The sequence below is a fragment of the Thalassotalea ponticola genome, assembly GCF_041379045.1.
In the GTDB taxonomy this organism is placed as follows: domain Bacteria; phylum Pseudomonadota; class Gammaproteobacteria; order Enterobacterales; family Alteromonadaceae; genus Thalassotalea_A; species Thalassotalea_A ponticola.
Genome location: NZ_CP166871.1, coordinates 349,618 through 374,993 on the forward strand (window position 1 = coordinate 349,618; position 25,376 = coordinate 374,993).

The 25,376-nt window shown below is 47.0% G+C and carries 19 protein-coding genes and 3 rRNA genes; 20 read left to right on the plus strand and 2 right to left on the minus strand.

The window, feature by feature from the left end:
* The first annotated feature begins 18 nt into the window (after window positions 1-18).
* The 15 genes from ACAY30_RS01605 to pssA all read left to right on the plus strand — a co-directional run bounded on the left by ACAY30_RS01605 (window position 19) and on the right by pssA (window position 19,584).
* Window positions 19-1,242: an acyl-CoA dehydrogenase family protein gene (locus ACAY30_RS01605; RefSeq protein ID WP_290252294.1), complete on the plus strand. Its 1,224-nt coding sequence runs from the start codon at window positions 19-21 to the stop codon at window positions 1,240-1,242.
* 15 nt (window positions 1,243-1,257) lie between these two features.
* Window positions 1,258-2,301 carry a ferredoxin--NADP reductase gene (locus tag ACAY30_RS01610; RefSeq protein ID WP_290252295.1) on the plus strand — a complete coding sequence of 348 codons (1,044 nt, stop codon included), beginning with the start codon at window positions 1,258-1,260 and terminating at the stop codon, window positions 2,299-2,301.
* 398 nt (window positions 2,302-2,699) lie between these two features.
* Window positions 2,700-3,854 carry a helix-turn-helix transcriptional regulator gene (locus ACAY30_RS01615; protein ID WP_290252296.1) on the plus strand — a complete coding sequence of 385 codons (1,155 nt, stop codon included), beginning with the start codon at window positions 2,700-2,702 and terminating at the stop codon, window positions 3,852-3,854.
* Window positions 3,855-3,974: 120 nt separating this feature from the next.
* Complete coding sequence (locus ACAY30_RS01620) at window positions 3,975-4,745, plus strand: SDR family oxidoreductase (protein ID WP_290252297.1); 771 nt, start codon at window positions 3,975-3,977, stop codon at window positions 4,743-4,745.
* Window positions 4,746-4,781: 36 nt separating this feature from the next.
* Window positions 4,782-5,759 (plus strand): bifunctional MaoC family dehydratase N-terminal/OB-fold nucleic acid binding domain-containing protein, encoded by a 978-nt coding sequence (locus ACAY30_RS01625; RefSeq protein WP_290252298.1) that lies wholly within the window; start codon window positions 4,782-4,784, stop codon window positions 5,757-5,759.
* A gap of 11 nt (window positions 5,760-5,770) precedes the next feature.
* Window positions 5,771-6,874: an acyl-CoA dehydrogenase family protein gene (locus ACAY30_RS01630; protein ID WP_290252299.1), complete on the plus strand. Its 1,104-nt coding sequence runs from the start codon at window positions 5,771-5,773 to the stop codon at window positions 6,872-6,874.
* Entirely contained in the window at window positions 6,861-7,292 is a 432-nt protein-coding gene (locus tag ACAY30_RS01635; protein ID WP_290252300.1) for a MaoC/PaaZ C-terminal domain-containing protein, read from the plus strand. Before ACAY30_RS01630 ends, ACAY30_RS01635 begins: the two co-directional genes overlap by 14 nt.
* Window positions 7,293-7,294: 2 nt before the next feature.
* Window positions 7,295-8,479, plus strand: coding sequence for a lipid-transfer protein (locus ACAY30_RS01640; protein WP_290252301.1), 1,185 nt, complete (start codon window positions 7,295-7,297; stop codon window positions 8,477-8,479).
* Window positions 8,480-9,646, plus strand: coding sequence for an acyl-CoA dehydrogenase family protein (locus ACAY30_RS01645; RefSeq protein WP_290252302.1), 1,167 nt, complete (start codon window positions 8,480-8,482; stop codon window positions 9,644-9,646).
* A 10-nt stretch (window positions 9,647-9,656) separates the two neighbouring features.
* Window positions 9,657-10,856 (plus strand): acyl-CoA dehydrogenase family protein, encoded by a 1,200-nt coding sequence (locus tag ACAY30_RS01650; RefSeq protein WP_290252303.1) that lies wholly within the window; start codon window positions 9,657-9,659, stop codon window positions 10,854-10,856.
* Window positions 10,857-10,858: 2 nt separating this feature from the next.
* Window positions 10,859-12,001, plus strand: coding sequence for an acyl-CoA dehydrogenase family protein (locus ACAY30_RS01655; protein WP_290252304.1), 1,143 nt, complete (start codon window positions 10,859-10,861; stop codon window positions 11,999-12,001).
* Between the two features lie 648 nt (window positions 12,002-12,649).
* Window positions 12,650-14,189: ribosomal RNA gene (locus ACAY30_RS01660) — 16S ribosomal RNA — on the plus strand.
* Window positions 14,190-14,631: 442 nt separating this feature from the next.
* Window positions 14,632-17,516 (plus strand): 23S ribosomal RNA (locus ACAY30_RS01665).
* A gap of 165 nt (window positions 17,517-17,681) precedes the next feature.
* Window positions 17,682-17,796, plus strand: a 5S ribosomal RNA gene (gene rrf, locus ACAY30_RS01670).
* Together the 16S, 23S and 5S rRNA genes form the textbook arrangement of a ribosomal RNA operon.
* A gap of 444 nt (window positions 17,797-18,240) precedes the next feature.
* Window positions 18,241-19,584, plus strand: a complete 1,344-nt coding sequence (gene pssA, locus ACAY30_RS01675; protein WP_290252306.1) for a CDP-diacylglycerol--serine O-phosphatidyltransferase — start codon at window positions 18,241-18,243, stop codon at window positions 19,582-19,584.
* 57 nt (window positions 19,585-19,641) lie between these two features.
* On the opposite strand, the gene ACAY30_RS01680 is transcribed toward pssA, so the two are convergent.
* Entirely contained in the window at window positions 19,642-20,337 is a 696-nt protein-coding gene (locus ACAY30_RS01680) for a 2OG-Fe(II) oxygenase (protein WP_290252307.1), read from the minus strand.
* Between the two features lie 81 nt (window positions 20,338-20,418).
* Here ACAY30_RS01680 and ACAY30_RS01685 point away from each other — a divergent pair, with 81 nt between their 5' ends.
* The gene (locus tag ACAY30_RS01685) at window positions 20,419-20,811 is read left to right on the plus strand and encodes a thioesterase family protein (RefSeq protein WP_290252308.1); all 393 of its coding nucleotides are present in this window, start codon (window positions 20,419-20,421) and stop codon (window positions 20,809-20,811) included.
* An 86-nt stretch (window positions 20,812-20,897) separates the two neighbouring features.
* Window positions 20,898-22,259 carry an MFS transporter gene (locus tag ACAY30_RS01690; protein WP_290252309.1) on the plus strand — a complete coding sequence of 454 codons (1,362 nt, stop codon included), beginning with the start codon at window positions 20,898-20,900 and terminating at the stop codon, window positions 22,257-22,259.
* Between the two features lie 66 nt (window positions 22,260-22,325).
* Here ACAY30_RS01690 and ACAY30_RS01695 read toward each other — a convergent pair whose 3' ends face one another.
* Entirely contained in the window at window positions 22,326-22,817 is a 492-nt protein-coding gene (locus ACAY30_RS01695) for a hypothetical protein (RefSeq protein WP_290252310.1), read from the minus strand.
* Between the two features lie 151 nt (window positions 22,818-22,968).
* On the opposite strand from ACAY30_RS01695, the gene ACAY30_RS01700 reads away from it, so the two are divergent.
* From ACAY30_RS01700 to ACAY30_RS01710, 3 genes are read left to right on the plus strand one after another with little or no spacing between them, the layout of a single operon-like run.
* A complete protein-coding gene (locus ACAY30_RS01700) occupies window positions 22,969-23,904 on the plus strand; it encodes an ABC transporter ATP-binding protein (RefSeq protein WP_290252311.1) in 936 nt (311 codons plus the stop codon).
* Window positions 23,904-24,677, plus strand: a complete 774-nt coding sequence (locus ACAY30_RS01705) for an ABC transporter permease (protein ID WP_290252312.1) — start codon at window positions 23,904-23,906, stop codon at window positions 24,675-24,677. Before ACAY30_RS01700 ends, ACAY30_RS01705 begins: the two co-directional genes overlap by 1 nt.
* Complete coding sequence (locus ACAY30_RS01710; RefSeq protein ID WP_290252313.1) at window positions 24,677-25,342, plus strand: tRNA (guanosine(46)-N(7))-methyltransferase TrmB; 666 nt, start codon at window positions 24,677-24,679, stop codon at window positions 25,340-25,342. The genes ACAY30_RS01705 and ACAY30_RS01710 overlap by 1 nt, the downstream gene beginning before the upstream one ends.
* Window positions 25,343-25,376 lie beyond the last annotated feature (34 nt).

The following is a 25,376-nucleotide window of genomic DNA, read 5'->3' on the forward strand; positions in this document are numbered from 1 at the left end:
AACGATGAGGTACACCACATGGGTGCTCAACTTAATGACGCAATTTTAGACCACATTTCTAACGATTATATGTCGACTGAGGCAAAAGCCTTGGTTGAAAAAGCCCACGCGCTCGGACCCTTATTGGCTGCTAACGCACGCCAAGCCGATGAAGACGGCAAAGTCTGCCCTGAGGTTATCGCGGCGATTGACGAAGCGGGTTTGTTCCGCATTTTACAACCCAAGCGCTGGGGCGGCTATGAAATGGACCCGCGGGTGTTTTATCGCTGTCAAATGGCGTTGGCTCAACACTGTATGTCAACGGCGTGGATGTACGGAGTCATTGGTGTGCACTTTTGGCAGTTATCGCTGTTTCCAGAGCAAGCACAACAAGATGTATGGGCACAAAACCCAGCAACTTTAATTGCCTCCACGTATATGCCGGTAGGCAAAGCCGAGAAAGTCGACGGCGGTTACCGCTTATCGGGTCACTGGAAATTTTCAACCGGTGTGGAGCATTGCCAATGGTTGTTCTTAGGCGGCTTATTGCCCAACAGCGATGGCAGCGACGGCATGCAACACACCACGTTTTTGGTACCGGTGAGTGAGGTCACGGTGAAGAAGAACTGGGATGTATTAGGTCTGCGCGGCACTGGTAGCCACGACATCATCGTCGACGATGTGTTTGTGCCGAGCCACCACACCAACTCAACCAATGACCACAGCGATGCGGCCTGTCCTGGTCGTGAGCACAACAGTGGTTGGTTGTATAAAATTCCGTTTATTCAAGTGTTCCAACGCGCGGTTTCTTCGGCGTGTATCGGCGCATTAGATGGCACCATCAACAACTTTAGAGAGTACGCGGCGAGCCACGTCGGTGCGCACGGTGGTCAAACCGCACAAGACCCGAATGCGCAATTGGCGGTGAGTGAAGCGATGATGTTAAGCGACCAATTAAAACTGGTCTTGTATCGCAACTACGAGCAAGTAGTACAAAACGCCTTAGCAGGTCAAGAAATGCCGGTAGAAGAGCGCTTGTTCCAACGCGCACAATCGGCCTATGTGGCCAAGTCGTGTGCTGAAAAGGTCAATGACATCATGCGCGCTACGGCGGCATCGGGCACCTATAAGAGCAACCCGATTGAGCGATTCTTTCGCGACTTAAACCAAGCGCGTGGCCATATCGCCAATAACGCCGATGCCTATCTTCGAGCGCACGGTGCGGTGATGCTGGGCTTACCTAACCAAGACCCGTTTGTTTAACAGGCGGGTTGTGTGATGAGTCTTTATCATGCCTTAACCGTGGTGGATGTGCGTCATGAAACGGCGGACGCCTGTACCTTTACCTTTGGCGTGCCGACGCAATTGGCCGATAGCTATGCCTATCAAGCGGGCCAATTCTTAACGCTTAAGGTGCCTCACCCCGAAGGCGAGCTATTGCGTTGTTATTCGATGTGCAGCGCGCCAACGCAAACGGTCAATGACCAGGTTCAATTGTCGATTACCGTCAAGCGGGTTGTTGACGGTCGCGCCTCAAACTACTTATGCGATAACATCACCCCGGGCTGTCGCCTTGAAGTGATGCGCCCAAGTGGGGTGTTTGTGGTCAACGACTGGCAACAAGACTTGTTGTTGTTTGCCGGTGGCAGTGGCATTACCCCAGTGTTTTCCATACTCAAGACCGCGCTTGCCCAAGGCAGTGGTCAAATACGCTTAATCTATGCCAACCGGGATGAACGCAGCATCATCTTTTTGCACGAGCTCAATCAACTGCGCCAGCAATATCCTGAGCGCTTGGAGATAGTTCACTTGCTCGATAGCTTACAAGGTGTGCCTCGCATCGGCTTGTTGCAGTCCTTGTGTTATGACATGCAAAGCGCACGCGCCTTTATTTGTGGTCCAGGCCCTTACATGGATGCGGCAGAAACGGCGCTGCACAACGCCGGTTTCAACGCCGACACCATTCACGTTGAGCGCTTTGTCTCACTCGACAGCGCTACAGCCAAACGCGACGAGTCACGGCCACAAACACCAGATGCATCGGGCGAGCACACCACAGTTACCATCGATTTATACGGTACCACCCATGTGATTGATTGCGCCTCTGGCGAGACTGTTCTCAATGCGGCGCGTGAGCAAGGTATTGAATTGCCGTATTCGTGTGAAGTCGGTATGTGCGCGTCGTGTATGTGTGAAGTCACCGACGGTGATGTTGAATTACGGCACAACGACGTACTGACCGAACGCGACTTAAACAACGGCATCACGCTGACCTGTCAAGCCGTCCCCAAAAGCAAAACGCTGCAGTTGAAATATACCTAGGTCACAACGTCCTAGTTAGGTAACAGAAATTATCGGTTTCGTCACTCGTTACATTGTTTGATTTAACGCAATTTTTTTCTAAATAATAACATTGGTCATCGCTGTTCAAGCCCGATGACCAATATTTCCTCTTTACCACATCCCTTGTTGCGATTATGATGTCGACAGTCTGTTAACACCATGCTAACTGTAATGTAACTCTTGTTTGACTTGATTTACCTCGCATTGATGCACATAAAAACAATGGTGTTAGGCCAATAATAATAACTAACTAATCAATAATAAGTGTTACTCGCTTAACAAAAAAATCGCCAAATAACAGCTTTGGCTGAAACCTAACTGCAGAAAAAAATAAAAAAGCCGTTAGGTCAAACAATACAACAAGAATAGGAAGAACTATGGCAGTGAAAGACCTGTGTGTCGCAGAGTACGATGACATACTCGGGTTGTTGTACGACGCTGCAATTGATGAAAGCTCTTGGGGAGAGCCGCTTAACCACATCCGCAAAGCGTTAAACGCCAACTACATCACCCTAATTTTGAAGAGTCCGCAAGCCGAAGAGGACGATGACTTAGGGATGATGATCTTCGTTGGCGATAACGACGACGGAGACGGTTATGTGAAATATCATCAGTATCAGCACAACCTGACACCTTTTAGAGATTGTGAACCAGATAAAGTATTTACTGTTTCTGATGTGATGCCGATGGAAAAGTGGGAGCAAAGTACTTACTTTAAACATTGGTTACCCGACGACGTGTATTACGTATTGTCTACTGACATCAGTACAGGGAATAGCGGACGCTTGCGGTTTCGCGCCACGCGTGCCAAAGAGGCCGGAGACTTTAGTGACTCAGACAAGGCATTTTGTCAGCAATTAATTCCGCATCTGCGCCGTGCGTTAAATATTCATAATCAAATCGATCGCAGTTATTCGTTAGGGGTCATGTACACCCAAGCGATAGGGCGCATGTCGACAGCAACGCTACTTATCGACGAGCACGGTCATGTGATTGATAAAAACGTTTACGCACAAGAGATTTTGGATCGCAAAGACGGTTTGCGGATAACCAACGGCGTTCTCGAAGCCTGTTCAGGCACTGATAATAAACGCCTTAAAGAGCTGATGAAGCACGCCTTTACCGAATCGGTGGCGAAAAAATCAGACGGCTTACCGGAAGCGATGTCGATCTCTCGCAATTCCAGTGAAGTTAAGTTAGGCGTCGTTATTGAACCGATTCCGTCGACCACCTGGGCGACCGGGTATGGTCAGCCGACCGCGGTTGTTTACGTGCGAGATTCTGAGAGCAAATCGAGAACAAGTGCAGATATTGCCAAAAAGTTATTTGATTTAACGCCAGCAGAAACAGCCTTGTCGATGCAGCTTACCAATGGCTTGTCACTTGAAGAGGCTGCGGAAGAGCTGGGCATTCGACGCAATACGGCACGCGCGCACTTGCGCTCTATTTTTTCGAAAACTGGCGTTCGTCGTCAAACCGAGCTCGTTCGGCTGTTTTTAAACTCAGTCGCATCGCTTGGATTCTGTCGATAACCCATCGCTAGATGTGTGAATAGCGATATTCACACATCCTTCAATCGTCCATTTGAACGAATCACTGATATTGAGCTAGGCATACAATGAGTTTCATTTGTATTGTACGCAGATATCATTATGACAAGAGATCTATCAACATCACCAGCTAAAGTTGTGCTAATCACTGGTGGAACTAAGGGAATTGGTGCGGGTATTGCCAAAGCATATTTGGCTCAAGGTGACACGGTTATCGTTTGTGCTCGCACAGCACCCCAAGCGCCAATTCAAGTCGGTGATGCCAAAGCGCACTTTATCTCAGTTGATCTGAAGTCACTTGACGATATTGAGCGTTTATTTATGGACATCGAAGAGGGGTTTGGCCGTCTTGATGTGGTGATCAATAACGCGGGTGGTAGTCCAGCAGTCGATGCGGCCGAAGTTTCTCCGCGCTTTCACGAAAGTATTTTAAAGCTCAACCTAATTGCGCCGTTAAATGTGGCCCAGCAAGCGAATCGGCTGATGCAAAAACAAAACAGCGGTGGCTGTATCGTCTTTATCGGCAGTATCAGTGCGTTGCGCCCATCACCGGGTACCGCCGCGTATGGTGCAGCCAAAGCGGGGGTGCTGTCGTTAGTGCAATCACTCGCTGTTGAATGGGCGCCTAAGGTACGCGTGGTCGCGGTAAGTCCAGGGCTGATAAAAACGGAATTGTCACATCTTCACTACGGTGATGAAAGCGGAATCGCTCGTGTCGAGCAAACCATTCCACTACAGCGCATGGGCTTACCAGAGGATGTCGCCAACGCGTGTTTGTACGTCTCATCCGAACAAGCGAGCTATGTATCAGGCAGTAACTTGGTGATTCATGGCGGTGGTGAAAAACCGGCCTTCCTATCATCAAACGACTAACTCTTATTTAAATCTTAACCAGACAGGAGAATGGCTTTGGCTGACACAACGTGGTTAAACGACATAAAAAACATGGTGGGTAAACAGTACGGCAAGGTATATGCCTGGGACCACGTTAATCCGGCCATGATCAGACAGTGGTGTGAGGTAATGGGGGTGACGAACCCGTTATACACCGACGAGAGCTTCGCCAATGACACCGAGTTTGGTGGCATCGTTGCGCCACCGACAATGTTGCAAGCTTGGTGTATGGAAGGCTTGCACATGAACAATTATCCACCGGGTTCAACCGATGAAAACCCTTATCAAGCACTTAAGTTGTTTGAAGCGCAGGGTTTTGAAGCCGTTGTTGCGGTTAATTCAGACTTGCATTTTGATCGCTATGTTAGCCTTGGTGAAAAGCTGTATTACACCACTCAACTGACCGATGTGGGTGATGAAAAAGTCACCGCACTGGGCACCGGTTATTTTGTCACCTTAACACTGAGCTTCTTTGCCGAACAGGTCGATGGCGATGAGCCGGTTGGCAATTTGTTGTTTAGAGTGTTTAAGTTTAAACCGCATAAAAAACCAGAGCCGGTCACCACCGATAGTAACGACAGTGCTGTGCCTAAAATTTTGCGTTCTAAACCGGTTATCAGCAATGACAATGCGTTTTTTTGGGACGGAGTTGAACAAGGCGAACTGCGCATTCAGCAATGTAATCGCTGCGAAAAACTACAACACCCTCCGGGGCCAATTTGTTCTCATTGTCAGCACTTGGAAATGGGTTATATCAAAGCGTCGGGCAAGGGGCACATTTATTCATTTGTGATCATGCACTACCCTGAGGTGCCGCCATTTGATTACCCCAATCCGATCGGTTTGATCGAGCTTGACGAAGGCGTGCGCATTGTCGCGCAATTAACGGGGATCAAACGCGACGATATTCGTATTGGCAAAGCGGTGCAAGTGACGTTTGAGAAGTTTGATGGGGACTTAACCTTGCCACTATTTACAGCAGCGCAGAATTAAGGGGTTTTTTTATGGATTTTCAATTAAGCGAAGATCAAAACGCGATTGCGGATATGGCCAACGGCTTATTTGCCGATTTTTGTTCAGACGAACAGTTATTGGCGTATAGCGAAGCTAACAAAACGGTTATGGACGACGCGTGGCAAGCGGCCAAAGACACAGGCTTGCACAACTTATTGGTACCGGAGTCGCTAGGCGGCAGTGGTCTTGGTATGCAAGAGCTTATGGTTGTGCTGGTCGCACAAGGTCGCAACTTAGCGCAAGTGCCGTTGTGGCGCAATCAAGTGGCCATCTCATTACTCGCGCCCTATATGCCAGAAGGCCTGCAACCGCTACTTGAACGCGCTAGTGTTGCCGAGGATATGATCACGATTGCCACGGCTCAACACCAGCAATCGAGAGGCTTGAACCTGACCTTATCAGCACAGGGAACTGTATCGGGTACCAGTATTGCCGTCGCTGACGTTGATATGTGCCGTTATGCATTACTACCTGCCAAGCAAGCTGATAAACAAGTGTTGGTACTTGTTGATCTCAAAGCTGAACAGGTGACTGCAGTTGAGGGAGTAATGACCCATGGTGGTACGGTAGCGGATATTCAATGCGACGGTGTAGAACCCTTGGTTGTGCTTAGTGAAGACTCTGTTAAGCAATTAAATTGCTGGATCATTGCCTGCTACGCTGCATTGCAAGTTGGTGTCAGCGAGCGTCAATTGGAACGCACGGTTGAATACGTCAGTGAGCGTGTCCAGTTTGACCGTCCTATTGGCTCATTTCAAGCAGTACAAATGAGCTTAGCTGATTGTCATATTAGCGCCGAAGCCTTGCGTACCTGCTTATGGCAACTTTGTTATCGCATCGATGCCGGACTGCCTTGTCAATCAGAAGCGCTAGCCACGGCCTATCACGCATGTGAAACCGGTCATATTGTCGGTCATAAAGCACAGCATGTTCACGGTGGCTTTGGCGTTGATATCAGTTATCCAATGTATCGCTTTTTGTATTGGAGCAGAGAAATCAGCGCAGGCTTAGGTGGCAGCCGAGCTGCCCTAGAGGAATTGGGGCAATGGTTGGGCGATAACGATGTATTAGGATGGAAGTATGACTTGGAATAACAAGGTAAACATTGAGCAATTGACAGTTGGTGCCGAGTTACCTGTCGTCGAAGTACCGATAACCACGACATTAATTACTTCGGGTGCTATTGCTACACGCGATTATTTTCCTGGGCATCACGACAAAGATGCGGCACAAGCGTTAGGTTCACCGCATGTTTTTATGAATATTTTAACAACGTCTGCGCTAGTGCAGCGTTATGTGGAAGACTGGGCTGGTGCGGCGACTCGCTTTGAAGACATTAAAGTCAAACTTGGCGCACCGAATTACCCAGGCGATACGATGACTTTTAAGGGCGTTATCGAGGCCATTGATATAGCGGCTAAGCGCATTGAGGTTACGGTCAAAGGTAATAACGGATTAGGTAATCACGTTACCAGTAATGTCACATTCTCACTTGCAACAACAGGATTATAGCCATGGGTGATACGATTGGAGGAAAAACAGCCGTAGTAGGTATTGGTCAAACCGAATTCTCAAAAAACTCAGGCCGTACCGAGTTGCGCTTAGCTTTAGAGGCGACCCTTGCTGCATTAGACGACGCGGGCATTGACCCGAGTGAAGTTGATGGCTTTGCCAGCTACTCGGTTGATAAGGTTCCCGAATACGAAATTGCCCGTTTATTGGGCTGCAAAGAGGTAAACTTTTTCTCGCAGGTACCACACGGCGGTGGTGCAGCTTGTGCACCCTTGATGCATGCCGCGATGGCAATTATGACCGGTGCAGCTAAAACCGTGGTTGTTTATCGCGCGATGAATGAGCGCTCTTGGTATCGCTTTGGCAGTGGCAATTATGGTTTTAACGACACGCCAATTGTGCAAAACGTGAGCTATGGCTGGTACATGCCACATGGTTTTCACACGCCTGCCGCGTGGATAGGTATGTTTGCCCAGCGATACATGCATGAATACGGTGCGACCACACAAGACTTTGGTCATATTTCGGTTGCCGCACGCGATTTTGCGGCCACTAACCCAGATGCATTTTTTTATCAAAAGCCAATTACTTTGGAAGAGCATCAACAAAGCCGATGGATTTGTGAGCCCCTGCGTTTATTAGATTGTTGTCAAGAATCTGATGGCGCTGTAGCTATGGTGATTACCAGTGCCGAGCGAGCTAAAGACTTGCGCCAAAAGCCGGTGTATATCAGAGGTGCGGCACAAGGTATCGCCCCGGGTCAACAAGAAATGACCTCGTTTTATCGCGATTCGATTACCGGCTTGCCAGAAATGGGCGTGGTAGCAAACACCTTATACAAACAGTCACAATTGACACCTGCCGATATACAAACGGCGATTTTATATGATCATTTTACCCCATTTGTGTTACCTCAACTCGAGGAGTTTGGCTTTTGTCAACGCGGTGAGGCCAAAGACTTTGTCCGAGATCAACAACACGCTCGACATGGCTCGTTACCGATAAACCCTCATGGCGGCCAAATTGGTGAGGCCTACATACACGGTATGAACGGTATTGCCGAGGGGGTGCGTCAGGTTCGTCATAGCGCGGTAAACCAAGTGGCCAATGTTGAAAATGTACTCGTAACCGCAGGCACGGGCGTACCAACCAGCGGATTGATTTTAAGTGATAGTGAGGGTGAATAAATGTTTGTTGATTTAACACCAGAACAAAAGCAACTGCGGATAAAAATTCGCGATTATTTCACCGAACTGATGACGCCAGAGTTGCGTTTATCACTGCGTGGTAGTGAGGGTGGCGATACCTTTCGCAAGGTGATTCGTCAAATGGGCAAAGATGGCTGGTTAGCCGTTGGCTGGCCAAAAGAACACGGCGGCCAGGGATATACGGCCACCGAACAATTGATCTTCTTTGAAGAAGCCAATATTGCTGGAGCACCTTTGCCATTTGTGACCATCAGCACCGTAGGGCCATCGCTGATGAGCTTTGGCAGTGAAAAGCAAAAACAAATGTTTTTGCCCGGTATTGCCCAAGGCGAAATTCACTTTGCTATCGGTTATTCAGAGCCGGGTGCCGGTTCGGATTTAGCAACCTTAAAAACCCACGCCAAGCTCGATGGTGACCAATTTATTGTCAATGGCAATAAACTGTGGACCTCAGGCGCTAACGAAGCGGACTACATTTGGCTAGCGGCTCGCACTGACATGGATCAAGCGCGCCATAAAGGTATATCGATAATGATTGTTGATACCAAGGCCGATGGTTTTTCTCATACTATGATCCCGACCTGTTCAAATAGTACAACGGCGACCTATTACGATAACGTGCATGTGCCTAAAGACATGTTGGTGGGTGAGTTACACGGCGGCTGGAAGCTTATTACCGCGCAACTCAATCACGAGCGACTAGGCCTAGGTTCTTGGTCGGATAAAGTGGTCGGTTTGTATAAGCGGGTATTACTGTGGGCAAAGAGCGAAGATGAGTACGGTAACCGAGCTATCGATAAAGCCTGGGTACGCTCATCGTTGGCAGAGTGTTATGCGCGTTTAGAAGCGATGCGATTAATTAACTTTCGCATTGCTGCCGACTTAGAACGAGGTCACATGGATGTAGGACTGGCCTCGACGACTAAGGTTTATGGCTCTGAATCTGCGATCGAAATCTTACGTCGGTTAATTGATATCGTTGGTGCCAACTCGTTAGTGCAGCAAGGCTCCGCCGCAGCATTTTTACTGGGCGAACTTGAATATGAAGTTCGCGCCTCTGTGACCGTTACGTTTGGTGGTGGTACCAATGAAATTCAACGGGAGCTGATTGCTCAGCTCGGTATGAAATTACCGCGCACACGTTAAGGAATTGACTATGAGTATTGAAACATTTCAACAACAAACCCGTGCTTGGTTAGAGCAACACTGTCCTCCTTCGATGAGAACACCTATTCCTGACGGAGAATTAGTGTGGGGTGGCAGTCACATTGAGTTTGTCAATGAAGATCAACAGCGCTGGTTTGAAGCGATGCGTGACAAAGGTTGGTTCTGTCCTGCTTGGCCAAAAGAATACGGCGGCGGTGGTCTAAGCGCTGAACAGGTTAAAGTGCTGGAAAATGAGATGCGCCGGTTAGGCTGTCGTCCGCCGCAAATTAACCTCGGTATATGGATGCTCGGTCCTGTGCTCTTAGAACACGGCAGCGAACAACAAAAACAGCGATTTTTAACGCCAATGGCACAAGGTAAGGTGCGCTGGTGTCAGGGGTTTAGCGAACCAAATGCCGGCTCTGATTTAGCTAATATTCGCACGACTGCCGAGGATATGGGTGATCACTACCTTGTTAATGGTAGCAAAATATGGACGTCGTACGGCGATAAGTCGGATATGATGTACGGCGTTTTTCGCACCGACAAATCGGCGTCTAAGCACGCTGGCATAAGTTTGCTAGTACTCGATATGAACAGCGAGGGGATAACGGTTCGTCCTATCGATTTGATCGCCGGTAAATCGGCGTTTTGTGAAGTGTTCTTTGACAACGTTAAAGTGCCCAAAGATCATTTGATAGGTGAACAAAACAACGGTTGGACATTAGCCAAGCAGTTGTTGCAGCACGAGCGTATGGCGATGTCTAAATTTGGTGAGTTTACCTTACCGACGCACTTCCCATTAGCACCGGCCATTAATCAGTATATGGACGATGCTCAAGTGGGTAAAGACAACGCCTTAGTACAACAGGCAGTGGCTTGTATGATGGAAGAGGAAGCATTTCATTTGACTTCACAGCGGATGAAAGACGAAATGATTGCCCGTCAACACAACCCAGGATTGATGTCGATAATGAAATTGGTGCATACCGAGCAAGAGAAAGTGAAGTTTGAACTGCTGTTGGATCTATATGGCTTTAACGCGCTCGGTGAAAGCGGTTCGCCGTTTTCTGATAACGAACTATTGATGACCAAAGGCTGGTTAAACAGCTTTACCCAAACTATCGCTGGAGGTTCCTCTGAAATTCAGCTCAACGTTATTGCTAAACGGGTATTGGAGCTTCCCGATAGTAAGCAAGGAGGTAAATAAGCATGCTAGTTTACAATGAAGAAGAGCGTATGTTAGCCGATTCTGCAGAGGAATTTATTCAAGACTTAAGTCCCATTTCGGCGCAACGTGCCCTTAGAGATGAGCATGTCAGTTTGGGTTTTTCAGCTGATACTTGGGGTGAAATGATCAATATGGGCTGGCCTGCGATGCCATTTGCCGAACAATACGGTGGGTTAGACTACAGTTGCAAAGGGTTAACCGCGATTTTTGAGCAAATTGGCGTTAATTTGTGTGCAGCACCCATGCTCAGCTCAGTAATCTTGGCGGGCTGTACCATTGAGCGTTGCGCACTTGATGCACACAAAGAACATTATCTACCGAGTATTATTGACGGACAGTTGCGACTCGCTCTAGCGTTTGATGAAGGGCGTCTGCACGCACCAGAGCGCATTGCAAGTGACTATGTAAAAACGGCCAATGGCTACCAGTTGTCTGGACACAAAACCATGGTAATCGATGGTATCGACGCCGATGCCTACCTTATTGTCGCTAAACACTGTGACAATGATAATGACTTCGCTGTGTTTTATGTTCCTGCTGATACCTTGGGCTTAACGGTAACAAAACTTAATTTAATCGACAGCCGAAATTATGCACAGTTGATTTTTGATGGTATTGAATTACCCGATAGTGCGAAAATAAGTGGGGAAGATTTCGATATATTGCAATTGCAACAAACGCTCGATATAGGGCGATGTTGTATTGCCGCTGAAATTCTCGGTAGTTGTCAGAACTTATTCGACATGACCATAGACTATCTAAAAACTCGCGTTCAATTTGATGCCCCTATTGGTTCATTCCAAGCGCTGCAGCACCGAGCGGCATGGATGTTTACCGAACTTGAATTGGCGCGGAGCTGTGTTTTACATGCAGCCCAATCACTCGATGAAGGCAAAGCAGGTCAAATAGACGCTGACAAGGTCGCTAAAGCCGTTAGCTTGGCGATGTATAAAGTGTCGGTTATGGCTGATAAGGTGACATCTGAAGCGGTGCAATTACACGGCGGCATTGGTGTTACTGATGAATTAGATATTGGTTTATTACTGAAGCGGATTCGCGTTGCGCAGGCGATTCTTGGTGACCGCGCTTATCATCAAAACCGATATAGCCATATCGTCCTGTAATCATAGCTACGGCAAAAAGTTCAGCAGACCCTATCGACAACAAAAGCGAATATCGACTTTTGTTGTCGGTAAACAATCCACCTTAGAGTATGGAAATGTTGCATTTTTGTGGGCGTTTTGTTGCTTTCAGGTTGTATTATAAGTCAACAAAGTATTATCTGTACATTAATTGCTCGAACGGGCCTTTTTTTCAGTTTTTTAGCAAAAAACAGTTGACCCCTTCGCAAAAATCCCTAAAATGCGCATCCACTTCAACGGCACAGGCCAACGGGGTAAACAGTAGGAAATACCTACTAGACCGAATCAAATTGAGATAAGGTCGGTTTTGATAAGTTAAGTCAGAGAACATCGAGCTTAACGGTCAACAAAACGCTTGAAAATGTTTTTGAAAAAACTTTCAAAAAGCGGTTGACATCAAAACTCAGATGCGTAGAATGCGCATCCGCTTTCAACGAAAAGCAACGCCAACAACGAGTGCGATTGATTGGCTTCGATTCATTAAGAATCGGTTCTTTAACAAATAGTTATCATGCAATTTGTGTGAGCATTCATAAGATATGTAGTTTTACCACTATTCAAAATCTTAATGAGGTTCATGCAAACGACATATGTCAAATGCAACAGAATTCATTGAGTAGATTAAATTTTTAATTGAAGAGTTTGATCATGGCTCAGATTGAACGCTGGCGGCAGGCTTAACACATGCAAGTCGAGCGGAAACGATTCTAGTTTACTAGAAGGCGTCGAGCGGCGGACGGGTGAGTAATGCTTGGGAATATGCCTTAAGGTGGGGGACAACAGTTGGAAACGACTGCTAATACCGCATAATGTCTACGGACCAAAGGAGGGGCTCTTCGGACCTTTCGCCTTTAGATTAGCCCAAGTGAGATTAGCTAGATGGTGGGGTAATGGCCTACCATGGCGACGATCTCTAGCTGGTTTGAGAGGATGATCAGCCACACTGGGACTGAGACACGGCCCAGACTCCTACGGGAGGCAGCAGTGGGGAATATTGCACAATGGGGGAAACCCTGATGCAGCCATGCCGCGTGTGTGAAGAAGGCCTTCGGGTTGTAAAGCACTTTCAGCGAGGAGGAAAGGTTAGTAGTTAATACCTGCTAGCTGTGACGTTACTCGCAGAAGAAGCACCGGCTAACTCCGTGCCAGCAGCCGCGGTAATACGGAGGGTGCGAGCGTTAATCGGAATTACTGGGCGTAAAGCGTGTGTAGGCGGATTGTTAAGCGAGATGTGAAAGCCCAGGGCTCAACCTTGGAACTGCATTTCGAACTGGCTGTCTAGAGTATTGTAGAGGGTGGTGGAATTTCCAGTGTAGCGGTGAAATGCGTAGAGATTGGAAGGAACATCAGTGGCGAAGGCGGCCACCTGGACAAATACTGACGCTGAGACACGAAAGCGTGGGGAGCAAACAGGATTAGATACCCTGGTAGTCCACGCCGTAAACGATGTCAACTAGCTGTCTGTGAACTTGATTCGTGGGTAGCGTAGCTAACGCGCTAAGTTGACCGCCTGGGGAGTACGGCCGCAAGGTTAAAACTCAAATGAATTGACGGGGGCCCGCACAAGCGGTGGAGCATGTGGTTTAATTCGATGCAACGCGAAGAACCTTACCATCCCTTGACATCCAGAGAACTTACTAGAGATAGTTTGGTGCCTTCGGGAACTCTGAGACAGGTGCTGCATGGCTGTCGTCAGCTCGTGTTGTGAAATGTTGGGTTAAGTCCCGCAACGAGCGCAACCCCTATCCTTATTTGCCAGCGCTTTGGGCGGGAACTCTAAGGAGACTGCCGGTGATAAACCGGAGGAAGGTGGGGACGACGTCAAGTCATCATGGCCCTTACGGGATGGGCTACACACGTGCTACAATGGCGGATACAAAGGGCAGCGAGACCGCGAGGTGGAGCGAATCCCATAAAGTCCGTCGTAGTCCGGATTGGAGTCTGCAACTCGACTCCATGAAGTCGGAATCGCTAGTAATCGTGGATCAGAATGCCGCGGTGAATACGTTCCCGGGCCTTGTACACACCGCCCGTCACACCATGGGAGTGGGTTGCAAAAGAAGTAGCTAGTTTAACCTTCGGGAGGACGGTTACCACTTTGTGATTCATGACTGGGGTGAAGTCGTAACAAGGTAACCCTAGGGGAACCTGGGGTTGGATCACCTCCTTACCTTAAGTAAAACACTGTCTTTTGAGTGTTCACACAAATTGAATGATAACATTCGCATGCAATTGCATGATGCTCTTTAACAATTTGGAAAGCTGATATTAAACCCGGTGTTTATATTGGCAACAACGTGTCGCACGGTGTTGCATTAGATATAAATACCAAAACTTGAAAACATATTCCTTGTGTTTTCATTTGGTAATAATCGAAAGGTTATTACTTACTCAAGACATTCTTAATGAATGCGTGAAAATGTCAGACATACATTTGAACCCAGCTTTGTCACTGGGTTATCCAAATACGCGATTTCGCGTAGGGGTTTGAGGTTTAGACAACGCCGTCGAGTTTATTGTGCTGGGAGTTACCTTTTGGTAATGACCAAACAATTAACGAAGACAAGGCAGTATAAACACCAAAGACCAAGCGAAACTTTTTGGGGTTGTATGGTTAAGTGACTAAGCGTATGTGGTGGATGCCTTGGCAGTTAGAGGCGATGAAGGACGTGTTAATCTGCGATAAGCTGTGTTGAGCCGATAAAAGGCGTTATAGGCACAGATTTCCGAATGGGGAAACCCACCCGTCATAAGGCGGGTATCGTTAAGTGAATACATAGCTTAACGAGGCGAACCGGGAGAACTGAAACATCTAAGTACCCCGAGGAAAAGAAATCAACCGAGATTTCCTTAGTAGCGGCGAGCGAACGGGAATTAGCCCTTAAGCGGTTTGTGAATTAGTGGAATAAGCTGGAAAGCTTGACGATACAGGGTGATAGTCCCGTACACGAAAATGACCTTGCCGTGAAATCGAGTAGGACGGAACACGTGAAATTCTGTCTGAATATGGGGGGACCATCCTCCAAGGCTAAATACTCCTAACTGACCGATAGTGAACCAGTACCGTGAGGGAAAGGCGAAAAGAACCCCTGTGAGGGGAGTGAAATAGAACCTGAAACCGCATACGTACAAGCAGTGGAAGCCTTCGGGTGACTGCGTACCTTTTGTATAATGGGTCAGCGACTTATGTTCTGTAGCAAGGTTAACCGATTAGGGGAGCCGTAGCGAAAGCGAGTGTTAACTGCGCGTTTAGTTGCAGGGCATAGACCCGAAACCCGGCGATCTACCCATGGGCAGGTTGAAGGTTGAGTAACATCAACTGGAGGACCGAACACACGTATGTTGAAAAATGCGGTGATGACTTGTGGGTCGGAGTGAAAGGCTAATCAAGCCGGGAGATAGCTGGTTCTCCCCGAAATCTATTTAGGTAGAGCCTCGGACGAACACCACTGGGGGTAGAGCACTGTTAAGGCTAGGGGGTCATCCCGACTTACCAACCCTTTGCAAACTCCGAATACCAGTGAGTGATATCCGGGAGACACACGGCGGGTGCTAACGTCCGTCGTGGAAAGGGAAACAACCCAGACCGCCAGCTAAGGTCCCAAAGTCTATGTTAAGTGGGAAACGATGTGGAAAGGCCCAGACAGCTAGGAGGTTGGCTTAGAAGCAGCCATCCTTTAAAGAAAGCGTAATAGCTCACTAGTCGAGTCGGTCTGCGCGGAAGATGTAACGGGGCTAAACATAGCACCGAAGCTGCGGATTTAATCTTAGGATTAAGTGGTAGGGGAGCGTTCTGTAAGCCGTTGAAGGTGTGTTGTAAAGCATGCTGGAGGTATCAGAAGTGCGAATGCTGACATGAGTAACGATAATGGGGGTGAAAAACCCCCACGCCGAAAGACCAAGGTTTCCTGTCCCATGTTAATCAGGGCAGGGTAAGTCGGCCCCTAAGGCGAGACCGAAAGGTGTAGTCGATGGGAAACAGATTAATATTTCTGTACTTCTTATAATTGCGAAGGAGGGACGGAGCAGGCTAGGCAAGCATGGCGTTGGTTGTCCATGTGAAAGTATGTAGGCTGGAGATTTAGGTAAATCCGGATTTCCTTAAGGCTGAGATACGAGACGAGACTCTACGGAGTTGAAGTTGTTGATGCCATACTTCCAGGAAAAGCTTCTAAGCATCAGATTATAAGGAACCGTACCCCAAACCGACACAGGTGGTTAGGTAGAGAATACTAAGGCGCTTGAGAGAACTCGGGTGAAGGAACTAGGCAAAATAGTACCGTAACTTCGGGAGAAGGTACGCTGGCTCTGGTGATGGGACTTGCTCCCTAAGCTGAGGCCAGTCGAAGTAACCAGGTGGCTGGAACTGTTTATTAAAAACACAGCACTGTGCTAAATCGTAAGATGACGTATACGGTGTGACGCCTGCCCGGTGCCGGAAGGTTAATTGATTGGGTTAGCGCAAGCGAAGCTCATGATCGAAGCCCCGGTAAACGGCGGCCGTAACTATAACGGTCCTAAGGTAGCGAAATTCCTTGTCGGGTAAGTTCCGACCTGCACGAATGGCGTAATCATGGCCACACTGTCTCCACCCGAGACTCAGTGAAATTGAATTTGCGGTTAAGATGCCGTATACCCGCGGCTAGACGGAAAGACCCCGTGAACCTTTACTATAGCTTGACAGTGAACATTGCTCCTACATGTGTAGGATAGGTGGGAGGCTTTGAAGCGAGTACGCCAGTATTCGTGGAGCCATCCTTGAAATACCACCCTTGTATGCGTGATGTTCTAACCTGGTCCCATAATCTGGGATGGGGACACTGTCTGGTGGGTAGTTTGACTGGGGCGGTCTCCTCCCAAAGTGTAACGGAGGAGCACGAAGGTTGGCTAAGTACGGTCGGACATCGTACGGTTAGTGCAATGGCATAAGCCAGCTTAACTGCGAGACAGACACGTCGAGCAGGTACGAAAGTAGGTCATAGTGATCCGGTGGTTCTGTATGGAAGGGCCATCGCTCAACGGATAAAAGGTACTCCGGGGATAACAGGCTGATACCGCCCAAGAGTTCATATCGACGGCGGTGTTTGGCACCTCGATGTCGGCTCATCACATCCTGGGGCTGAAGTCGGTCCCAAGGGTATGGCTGTTCGCCATTTAAAGTGGTACGCGAGCTGGGTTTAGAACGTCGTGAGACAGTTCGGTCCCTATCTGCCGTGGGCGTTTGAGAATTGAAGAGGGCTGCTCCTAGTACGAGAGGACCGGAGTGGACGAACCTCTGGTGTTCCGGTTGTCACGCCAGTGGCATTGCCGGGTAGCTATGTTCGGAACTGATAACCGCTGAAAGCATCTAAGCGGGAAGCAGGCTTTGAGATGAGTTCTCACTGGGACTTTGAGTCCCCTAAAGGGTCGTCGGAGACTACGACGTTGATAGGTCAGGTGTGTAAGCGTTGTGAGATGTTGAGCTAACTGATACTAATTGCCCGTGAGGCTTAACCATACAACACCCAAGAGGTTTTACTCTGGTGTGTATGGTCTGATAATCATCACGCATGATTAAGAATTGAGTAAATATCGCTTTCCAGATTATTAAATACGTGGAGACGTCGCTCCAAGCCATCCATGGCATCGCGACATAAATACATCCATGTATAAAAGTTTTTTGTCTGGCGACAATAGCACTTTGGAACCACCTGAACCCATGCCGAACTCAGAAGTGAAACGAAGTAGCGCCGATGGTAGTGTGGGAGTTCCCATGTGAGAGTAGGTCATCGCCAGGCTTCCAATTAAAAGAAAGGCTGCACATTGTGCAGCCTTTTTTGCTTTGTGTAGATTAAATTTTTTTAAGCCTCTGCGCGCTCAAGGAGGTCCCGGACATCGCTGCGCGATTCCAGGATGACGTTGAGTCGTTTCTAGAAAGGTATCGCCGTCGCCGATCCTGCGCATCCATGCACCCGCGGCATTAGTACATCCGTGTACGTCATCCCAGCATGTTTTTGGCTGGGACCTCTACTCGTTTCGAAGTGTCTTATTCATGTATTTCTACTCGTTTCGAAGTGTCTTATTCATGTATTTTGGTCGCTTTAGCGCCCTAGTTAGCATGCTGTTATTTTAACTGCAGTGCTATATAAAACCGCAATCAGTTTTAAAATAGCCTAGCTTAGCTATTTAATTCGTCTTAAATACGTTTATAATCAGGTACAAATTAACAGTGTATTGTTTGAATGATATTTACCCGTAACAAAGTGCTATCCGTTAAAGACACGATTCCGCTCGAGGCCGAACAGGTTGAATTTTTGTATTCTCCGAGCGAATATCAGCAACGTCTGAAAACGCTAATTAGCAATGCTAAAAAACGAATATATATTACCGCCTTATATTTACAAGACGACGAGGCTGGGCGTGAGATATTACAGTTAATATACCAAGCGAAACAGGCGAGACCAGAGCTTGAGGTGAATGTATTCGTCGATTTTCATCGCGCCCAGCGCGGTTTAATTGGCGAAGCAAAGTCACTGGGCAATCGCCAATTGTACTTGGATATGTCAGCGCAATACGAGCACGATATTAATGTGTATGGGGTACCGGTAAAGCGTCGTGAGTTTCTGGGTGTTCTGCATTTAAAAGGTTATATTATTGATGACACATTATTGTTTACTGGTGCCAGTATCAATAACGTATATCTTCACTATAACGACAAGTACCGCTGTGATAGATATCACTTGTTTCACAACGGCGATCTTGCGGATAGTTTCGTTCACTATTTGAATAAGTACTTTGTTAGCAGTGGCTTGGCACCCAAGTTAAACGTACCTGAGGTGCCCGGCAAGACGGCACTCAAGGATATGGTTAAACGACTCAAGGCAAATTTGCGCAAGAGTCGCTACACGGTTCGTGGGCGAACGCAAACAGATACCAACTTAAGTGTTATGCCGCTTGTTGGCTTAGGCGTGCGTTCAAATAAGCTAAACGCAGTAGTCCGCAAAGTATTTCGCGTTGCCGAACGAGAGCTGTTCGTATTTACCCCGTATTTTAATTTTCCAAAGCAACTTAGTGCTGATTTGCAAAAAGCGTTGAACAACGGTGTGCGCGTCACCATCGTGGTGGGCGACAAAACTGCTAATGATTTCTATATCGCGGATAGTAAAAACTTTTCAACGATTGGCATTGTTCCCTATATCTACGAGACGCTGTTGCGCAATTTTATTAAACGCCACAGTCGCTTTATTGACAACGGTCAGTTAAATATTCACTTGTGGAAGGACGCTGACAACAGCTATCACCTGAAAGGGGTAGTTGCCGACGATTGTTATCACTTAATAACAGGTAGCAACCTCAACCCAAGGGCGTGGGCGTTAGATCTAGAGAACGGTTTATTGCTAAGTGATAAAAAGCAGCAACTTTTGACGCAGTGGCACAAAGAGCGGGATACGATATTGGCAAAAACCACGCGCGTTAACAGTGTTGATGATATCGAAGCGATGGCTGATTACCCCGACAAGCCGAAAGAACTATTGCGTCGCTTGAAGTTGACGAAGCTCGATAGACTTCTCAAGCGCTTTTTATAACGCGCAGTAAAAATAAAGCCAACGATGTTGGCTTTATTTTTTTATCCGCTAGTATTGTTAGCCCGTATAAATTTGCTCTGCGGGATTGAACATTAGCCAAGAGGTAAGAACGTATTTATCATTTGATAGTGGCACGTTACCTCGGTGGGTGTGGGTAAACCCGCACGGTGCGATAACAATGCTGCCCGCTTTCGGTTTAATCGCTTTTTGTTGATAGAAAAACTCGGTTTCTCCACCTTCTTCAATGTCGTTTAGATAAATTAAAAACAGCAATACCCGATGCAGTGGTGCGTTGCCATTAGGCTGCGGGTAAATCTCTGAATGCCAATAATTGTAATTGCCAACACCCTGTTGATATTTTTGCGCATTAATTGGCGCGATGCGATACAGATAGCGCAGTAAATGTAGCGCATTGGGACGACCAACTTCGTCAAAGTTCTCAGCGGTTAGCAGTGTTGGTTGACCGGTTTTTGGATGCTTTAAGGTAATGCTTATGCCACTGATAAGGCTAAAGTAATACTTACTCACATAGTCTGCGAGTGCGTTGCTTGTGGCGTCGAAAATTTGCCGTAATGCGGGGTGGAATTCGCGATGTTCATTAAGGTAAATATCTTCACTTATTTTTTTACTGGTATCAACGCCACCACCAGTACGGCCAGATACTTTATGCGGACTCGAGTTAAACTGCTTGATAAAGTCTTGGCAAAAATCTGCCGATAAGACGTTGTCATAAACTTCGATAAAATCTGTCATTGTTTTTATTGCGTATCGCTGTTCAAAAGAATAAATTGTCGATAAGGTTACGTGGTTTTAATTAAAATTCAAAGTATTTATATGTTTCATTATTCACTCAGTCCCGCATTTAGCGACACCGATGCTCTCGGCCATATCAACAACAGCCGCTTACCCATTTGGTTTGAAAATGCACGCACACCAATTTTTAAACTATTTAACCCGCAGCTCGATTTAACGCGTTGGCCATTAATCGTGGCGAAAATAGAAGTTACTTTTCTCGCCCAAATTTACTACGGCCAAGACGTAGAAATTCAAACCTCAATTGATCGCATCGGCAATAGTTCGTTTACGGTAAAACACGCCTTGTACCAGGGTGATAATTTATGTGCACAGGGCAGTGCGGTAATGGTTCATTTTGACTATCAAAGCAATCAGCCCCAAGCCCTCAGTGACTCACAACGTCAAGCGCTTGGCGCACACATGAGTAACTAGCAGAGTGCACTATAAGCGTTTATCTTGGTTGTTAGTTCGTGCTAAAATTTGCCTATCTAATTTCGTTATATGACAAACAATAATCAATGAGTACAAACGCTTTAAATAGTATTGAGAAAAAAGCCTCGCTGTCGTTGGCCATGGTGTTCGGCATGCGCATGATTGGCTTATTCATGATTTTACCCGTATTCGCTATTTATGGTGTTCAACTGCAAGGTTATAGCCCTGTATGGCTCGGTCTGGCGATTGGAGCATACGGTTTCACTCAGGCGTTACTGCAAATTCCCATGGGTATACTGTCCGATAAATTTGGTCGTAAGCCCGTTATTATCAGTGGTTTGTTGGTCTTTTTCCTCGGTAGTTTAGTGGCTGCTTGGTCTGATTCGGTTTACGGTGTGGTGTTTGGTCGAGCACTACAGGGAATGGGCGCTATTGCCAGTGCTACCTTGGCCTTAGCAGCCGACTTGTCCCGCGAAGAACAGCGCCCTAAAGTAATGGCAACGATAGGTATGTTTATTGGTTTGTCATTTGCCGTAGCCATGGTATTAGGGCCGTTGATTGCCGATGACTATGGTTTAGCCGGTATTTTTTATGTAACGGCCGTGTTTGCTGTACTGGGCGTTTTACTGGTGTTTTTTGTGGTCCCTAATGCGGTTACTAGCGCTCCTAAAGGCGACTTAGTCGCCGCACCAACCGCACTTATCGACATGCTTAAAGACAGCCAACTGCTGCGTCTTAATGCCGGAGTACTTATTTTGCACATGGCACTGACCGCAATGTTTGTCGTTTTACCGGTAATGCTTACAGAAGTTGGCTTTGCCGCGGCAAAGCATTGGCAATTATACTTGCCTGCGTTACTGGTCTCGTTTGTGTTAATGGTACCGGTGATGATTTTGGCGATTAAGCACAATAAAGAAAAACTAGCGTTTTGTGGTGCTATTGCTTTGATGATAGTCACGCAATTTACGCTGTGGCAAAATCAGCAGCAGTTGTGGTTGTTGGTGCTACTTGTGGTGTTATTTTTTATCGCTTTTAACTATTTAGAAGCAACGATGCCCGCAAACTTATCACGCATCGCGCCCGCAGGTCAAAAAGGCTCGGCGATGGGAATATTCTCTAGTTGTCAGTTTTTAGGGGCTTTTTTGGGTGGTGCACTGGGTGGAATGATCACCGCGATGTGGGGGCGTGAACACGTATTTTTACTGGCAGCGGGGTTATCGATGCTGTGGTTGATTCTCGCTTTGGGTATGAAACCTGTTGCGAAGTCAAAAAGTTTAAGCTTTCACGTTAACTTAAGTGACGAGTCTCACGCCAAGCAAATGGCCGATAGCCTAGCCAAACTGCCGGGTGTTATCGAATCGAGCATTGTTTATAGCGATGCGGTAGCCTATGTCAAAGTCGACGATAAAGCGGTTGATATGCAGCAATTAAAGGCGCTGTTACAATAGCAACATGGGCTGACGACGCGCTACCTTAGACGGTGGTGCATAACGTGTTGTTATCAGGCCGGACAGTTAGCAGATGTCGGTAATGATGCGATGGTGTTCGGTTTGTTCAGGCCAGTCAACGCGATCCTCTAGATATAAGCCGATTAGGTGCTTGCCAAGGGGCGCTTTTGGGGTGATCACGGTGATCAATTTACCTCGTATTGTTACTTTTATGCCACCGGCATGTGGACCGATGAAGTAGTGTTGGCAGTTAGTTTTGTCATTGGCTAAACCGACACTGACCAAAGCACTCATTGCTATCGCATCGTCAAGGTCAAACTGCCGCAACTCGAGGGCTGAGTACGCATTAATTTGCTGCATTAATTGCGCGGCTCGCTCACTCTGTCCATGCGCCAAGTAAGACGCTTCAATACCCAATGTATCATATTGAGTTTCGGCGACGCTTTGCTCGTCGATGGCGGCTAGCCTGGCATTATTGGCAGAGAGTAAAGCATCGTTTAGTTGCTGCTGTAATTGAGCAATAATAGCGTCTTTTATGGCGGATTTTTGAATGTTCATAATACCGGTCAGTATACGTGATTTTTAGTGATAAACATCAATAAAAAAATGGCTAGGGCGTGTTTGTATTAAACAAATATAAACACGCCCTAGAGTTGAATAATTTAATAACGCCCACATTTATCGTGTAATTGGGAAAGAGGAATGTATTATGACTCCTGCATTAAAAATTGCCGGTTTAAGAAAGGTTTATAAAGGCGGGTTTGTCGCCGTAAAAGGGCTTGATCTACAAGTTGATGAGGGCGATTTTTTCGCTTTGTTAGGCCCCAATGGTGCCGGTAAGTCAACCACGATTGGCGTAGTGACCTCACTGGTTAACAAAACCGAAGGTCAAGTCGAGGTATTTGGTCATAATATTGATAATGAACTCGATCTGGCCAAGAGCTTTCTTGGCTTAGTACCACAAGAGTTTAACTTTAACCAGTTTGAAGCACCGATGAAAATATTGGTCAACCAAGCTGGTTACTACGGCGTACCTCGCAAAGAGGCGACCATACGCGCAGAAAAATATTTAAAGCAGTTAGAACTGTGGGATAAAAAAGATCAACCATCGCGAAATTTATCGGGCGGCATGAAGCGTCGATTAATGATTGCAAGAGCGTTAATGCACGAACCTAAAGTGCTCATTCTCGATGAACCGACTGCTGGAGTTGATATTGAGTTGCGCCGCCATATGTGGGACTACTTGCGTCAGCTCAATGCGCAAGGTATCACCATTATCCTAACCACTCATTACCTAGAAGAAGCGGAAATGCTGTGTCGCAATATCGCGATTATCGACAAAGGTCGCATTGTAGAGCATACGTCGATGAAAAACTTATTGGCAAAATTGCACGTTGAAACCTTTGTCTTTGACACACAAGCGATGAGTGAGCCCCCTACGCTGCAAGGCTATCAATTGCGCTACATTGATGAGCACACTATCGAGGTTGATGTCGATAAGTCACAGCCGATTAACTCGGTGTTTGACCAACTTAGCGCACAAGGTGTTGCAGTGAAGAGCATGCGCAACAAAACCAACCGTTTAGAAGAGCTGTTCGTCAGACTGGTTGCTAATAAAGCTGATCAACAAGCAGAGGCTGAATAATGATAAGTACACAAAACCGTATTGCCTTGAGCAGTATCTTACACAAAGAAATTCATCGTTTTACTCGTATTTGGGTGCAAACTTTGGTACCCCCTGCGATTACTATCAGTCTGTATTTTGTCATCTTTGGCTCGTTGATTGGTTCGCGCATAGGTCAGATGGGCGGTTTTGACTACATGTCATTTATCGTTCCGGGTTTGATCATGATGGCGGTAATTACCAACTCATACTCAAACGTAGCCTCATCGTTTTTTAGTGCGAAATGGCAACGCAATGTCGAAGAGATGTTGGTCGCACCGGTACCAAACTGGGTTATTGTTGCTGGCTATGTTGGCGGTGGAATGTGCCGTGGCATATTGGTTGGCCTGATAGTGTCTTGCATTGCCATGCTGTTTGTTGATTTACAAATTCACAATATTGCCGTGGTAATGATTACCGTGGTATTAACCTCTGCGGTATTTGCCCTAGGCGGTCTGATCAATGCCGTGTTTGCGGGTAGTTTTGATGATATTTCTATTATCCCAACGTTCGTATTAACGCCATTAACGTACTTGGGTGGGGTGTTTTATTCGATTTCGCTGTTGCCGGAGTTTTGGCAGGGCGTTTCTAAGATCAATCCTATCGTATATATGGTAAATGCATTTCGTTACGGCTTTTTAGGGACCAGTGACGTTAGCTTAACCATGGCATTCTCAGTGATCTGCATTTTTGTTGTCGTGCTATACTCAATTGCCATGTACCTTATTAACAAAGGCATAGGATTGCGTAGCTAATGTCGTTTGGCGATTCAAAACAAATTATCACCAACCAACCGGGTATTCATGACAACTTAACTGAGATTGTTAATAAACACCTCACGCATGAATTTAAAAAGCCAATTGCCGAACATACCCGTTCGGCCTTTGACCAAGTAAATGAACTGGTGCAACGGCACCAGGGGCCAATTATTCTCGATGCGTGCTGTGGCGTTGGTCAAAGCAGTCGTATTTTGGCGTCGCGTTACCCCGATGCTCTGGTGGTCGGCGTTGATAAATCCGATAATCGAATTTCACGCAATGTCGACGATGTATGGCAAGCGGATAATTATGTCCTTGTCAGAGCTGATTTAAATGACTTTTATCGCCTTGTGGTAGAAGCCAATTGGCCGGTTGAGCAACACTACATTCTCTACCCGAATCCGTGGCCAAAGGCGAAACATGTGCAACGTCGTTGGCACGGTAGTGCCGTGTTCGGTTATATTGTCAAAGTTGGTAAAACCTTGCACCTTAGAAGCAATTGGCGCTTGTATTTAGAAGAGTTTTTGCATGCCGCACAAATTGCTGGTTATCAAGGTAAAATAACCGAGGTAAACGATGAGCAACCAATCACGCCGTTTGAAGCAAAGTATCAAGCAAGCGGACAAACGTGTTACCAGCTCACCATATCGCTGCGATCATAGTGGGCCAGGCGAGTTTTACCATCTGCCATCCTGC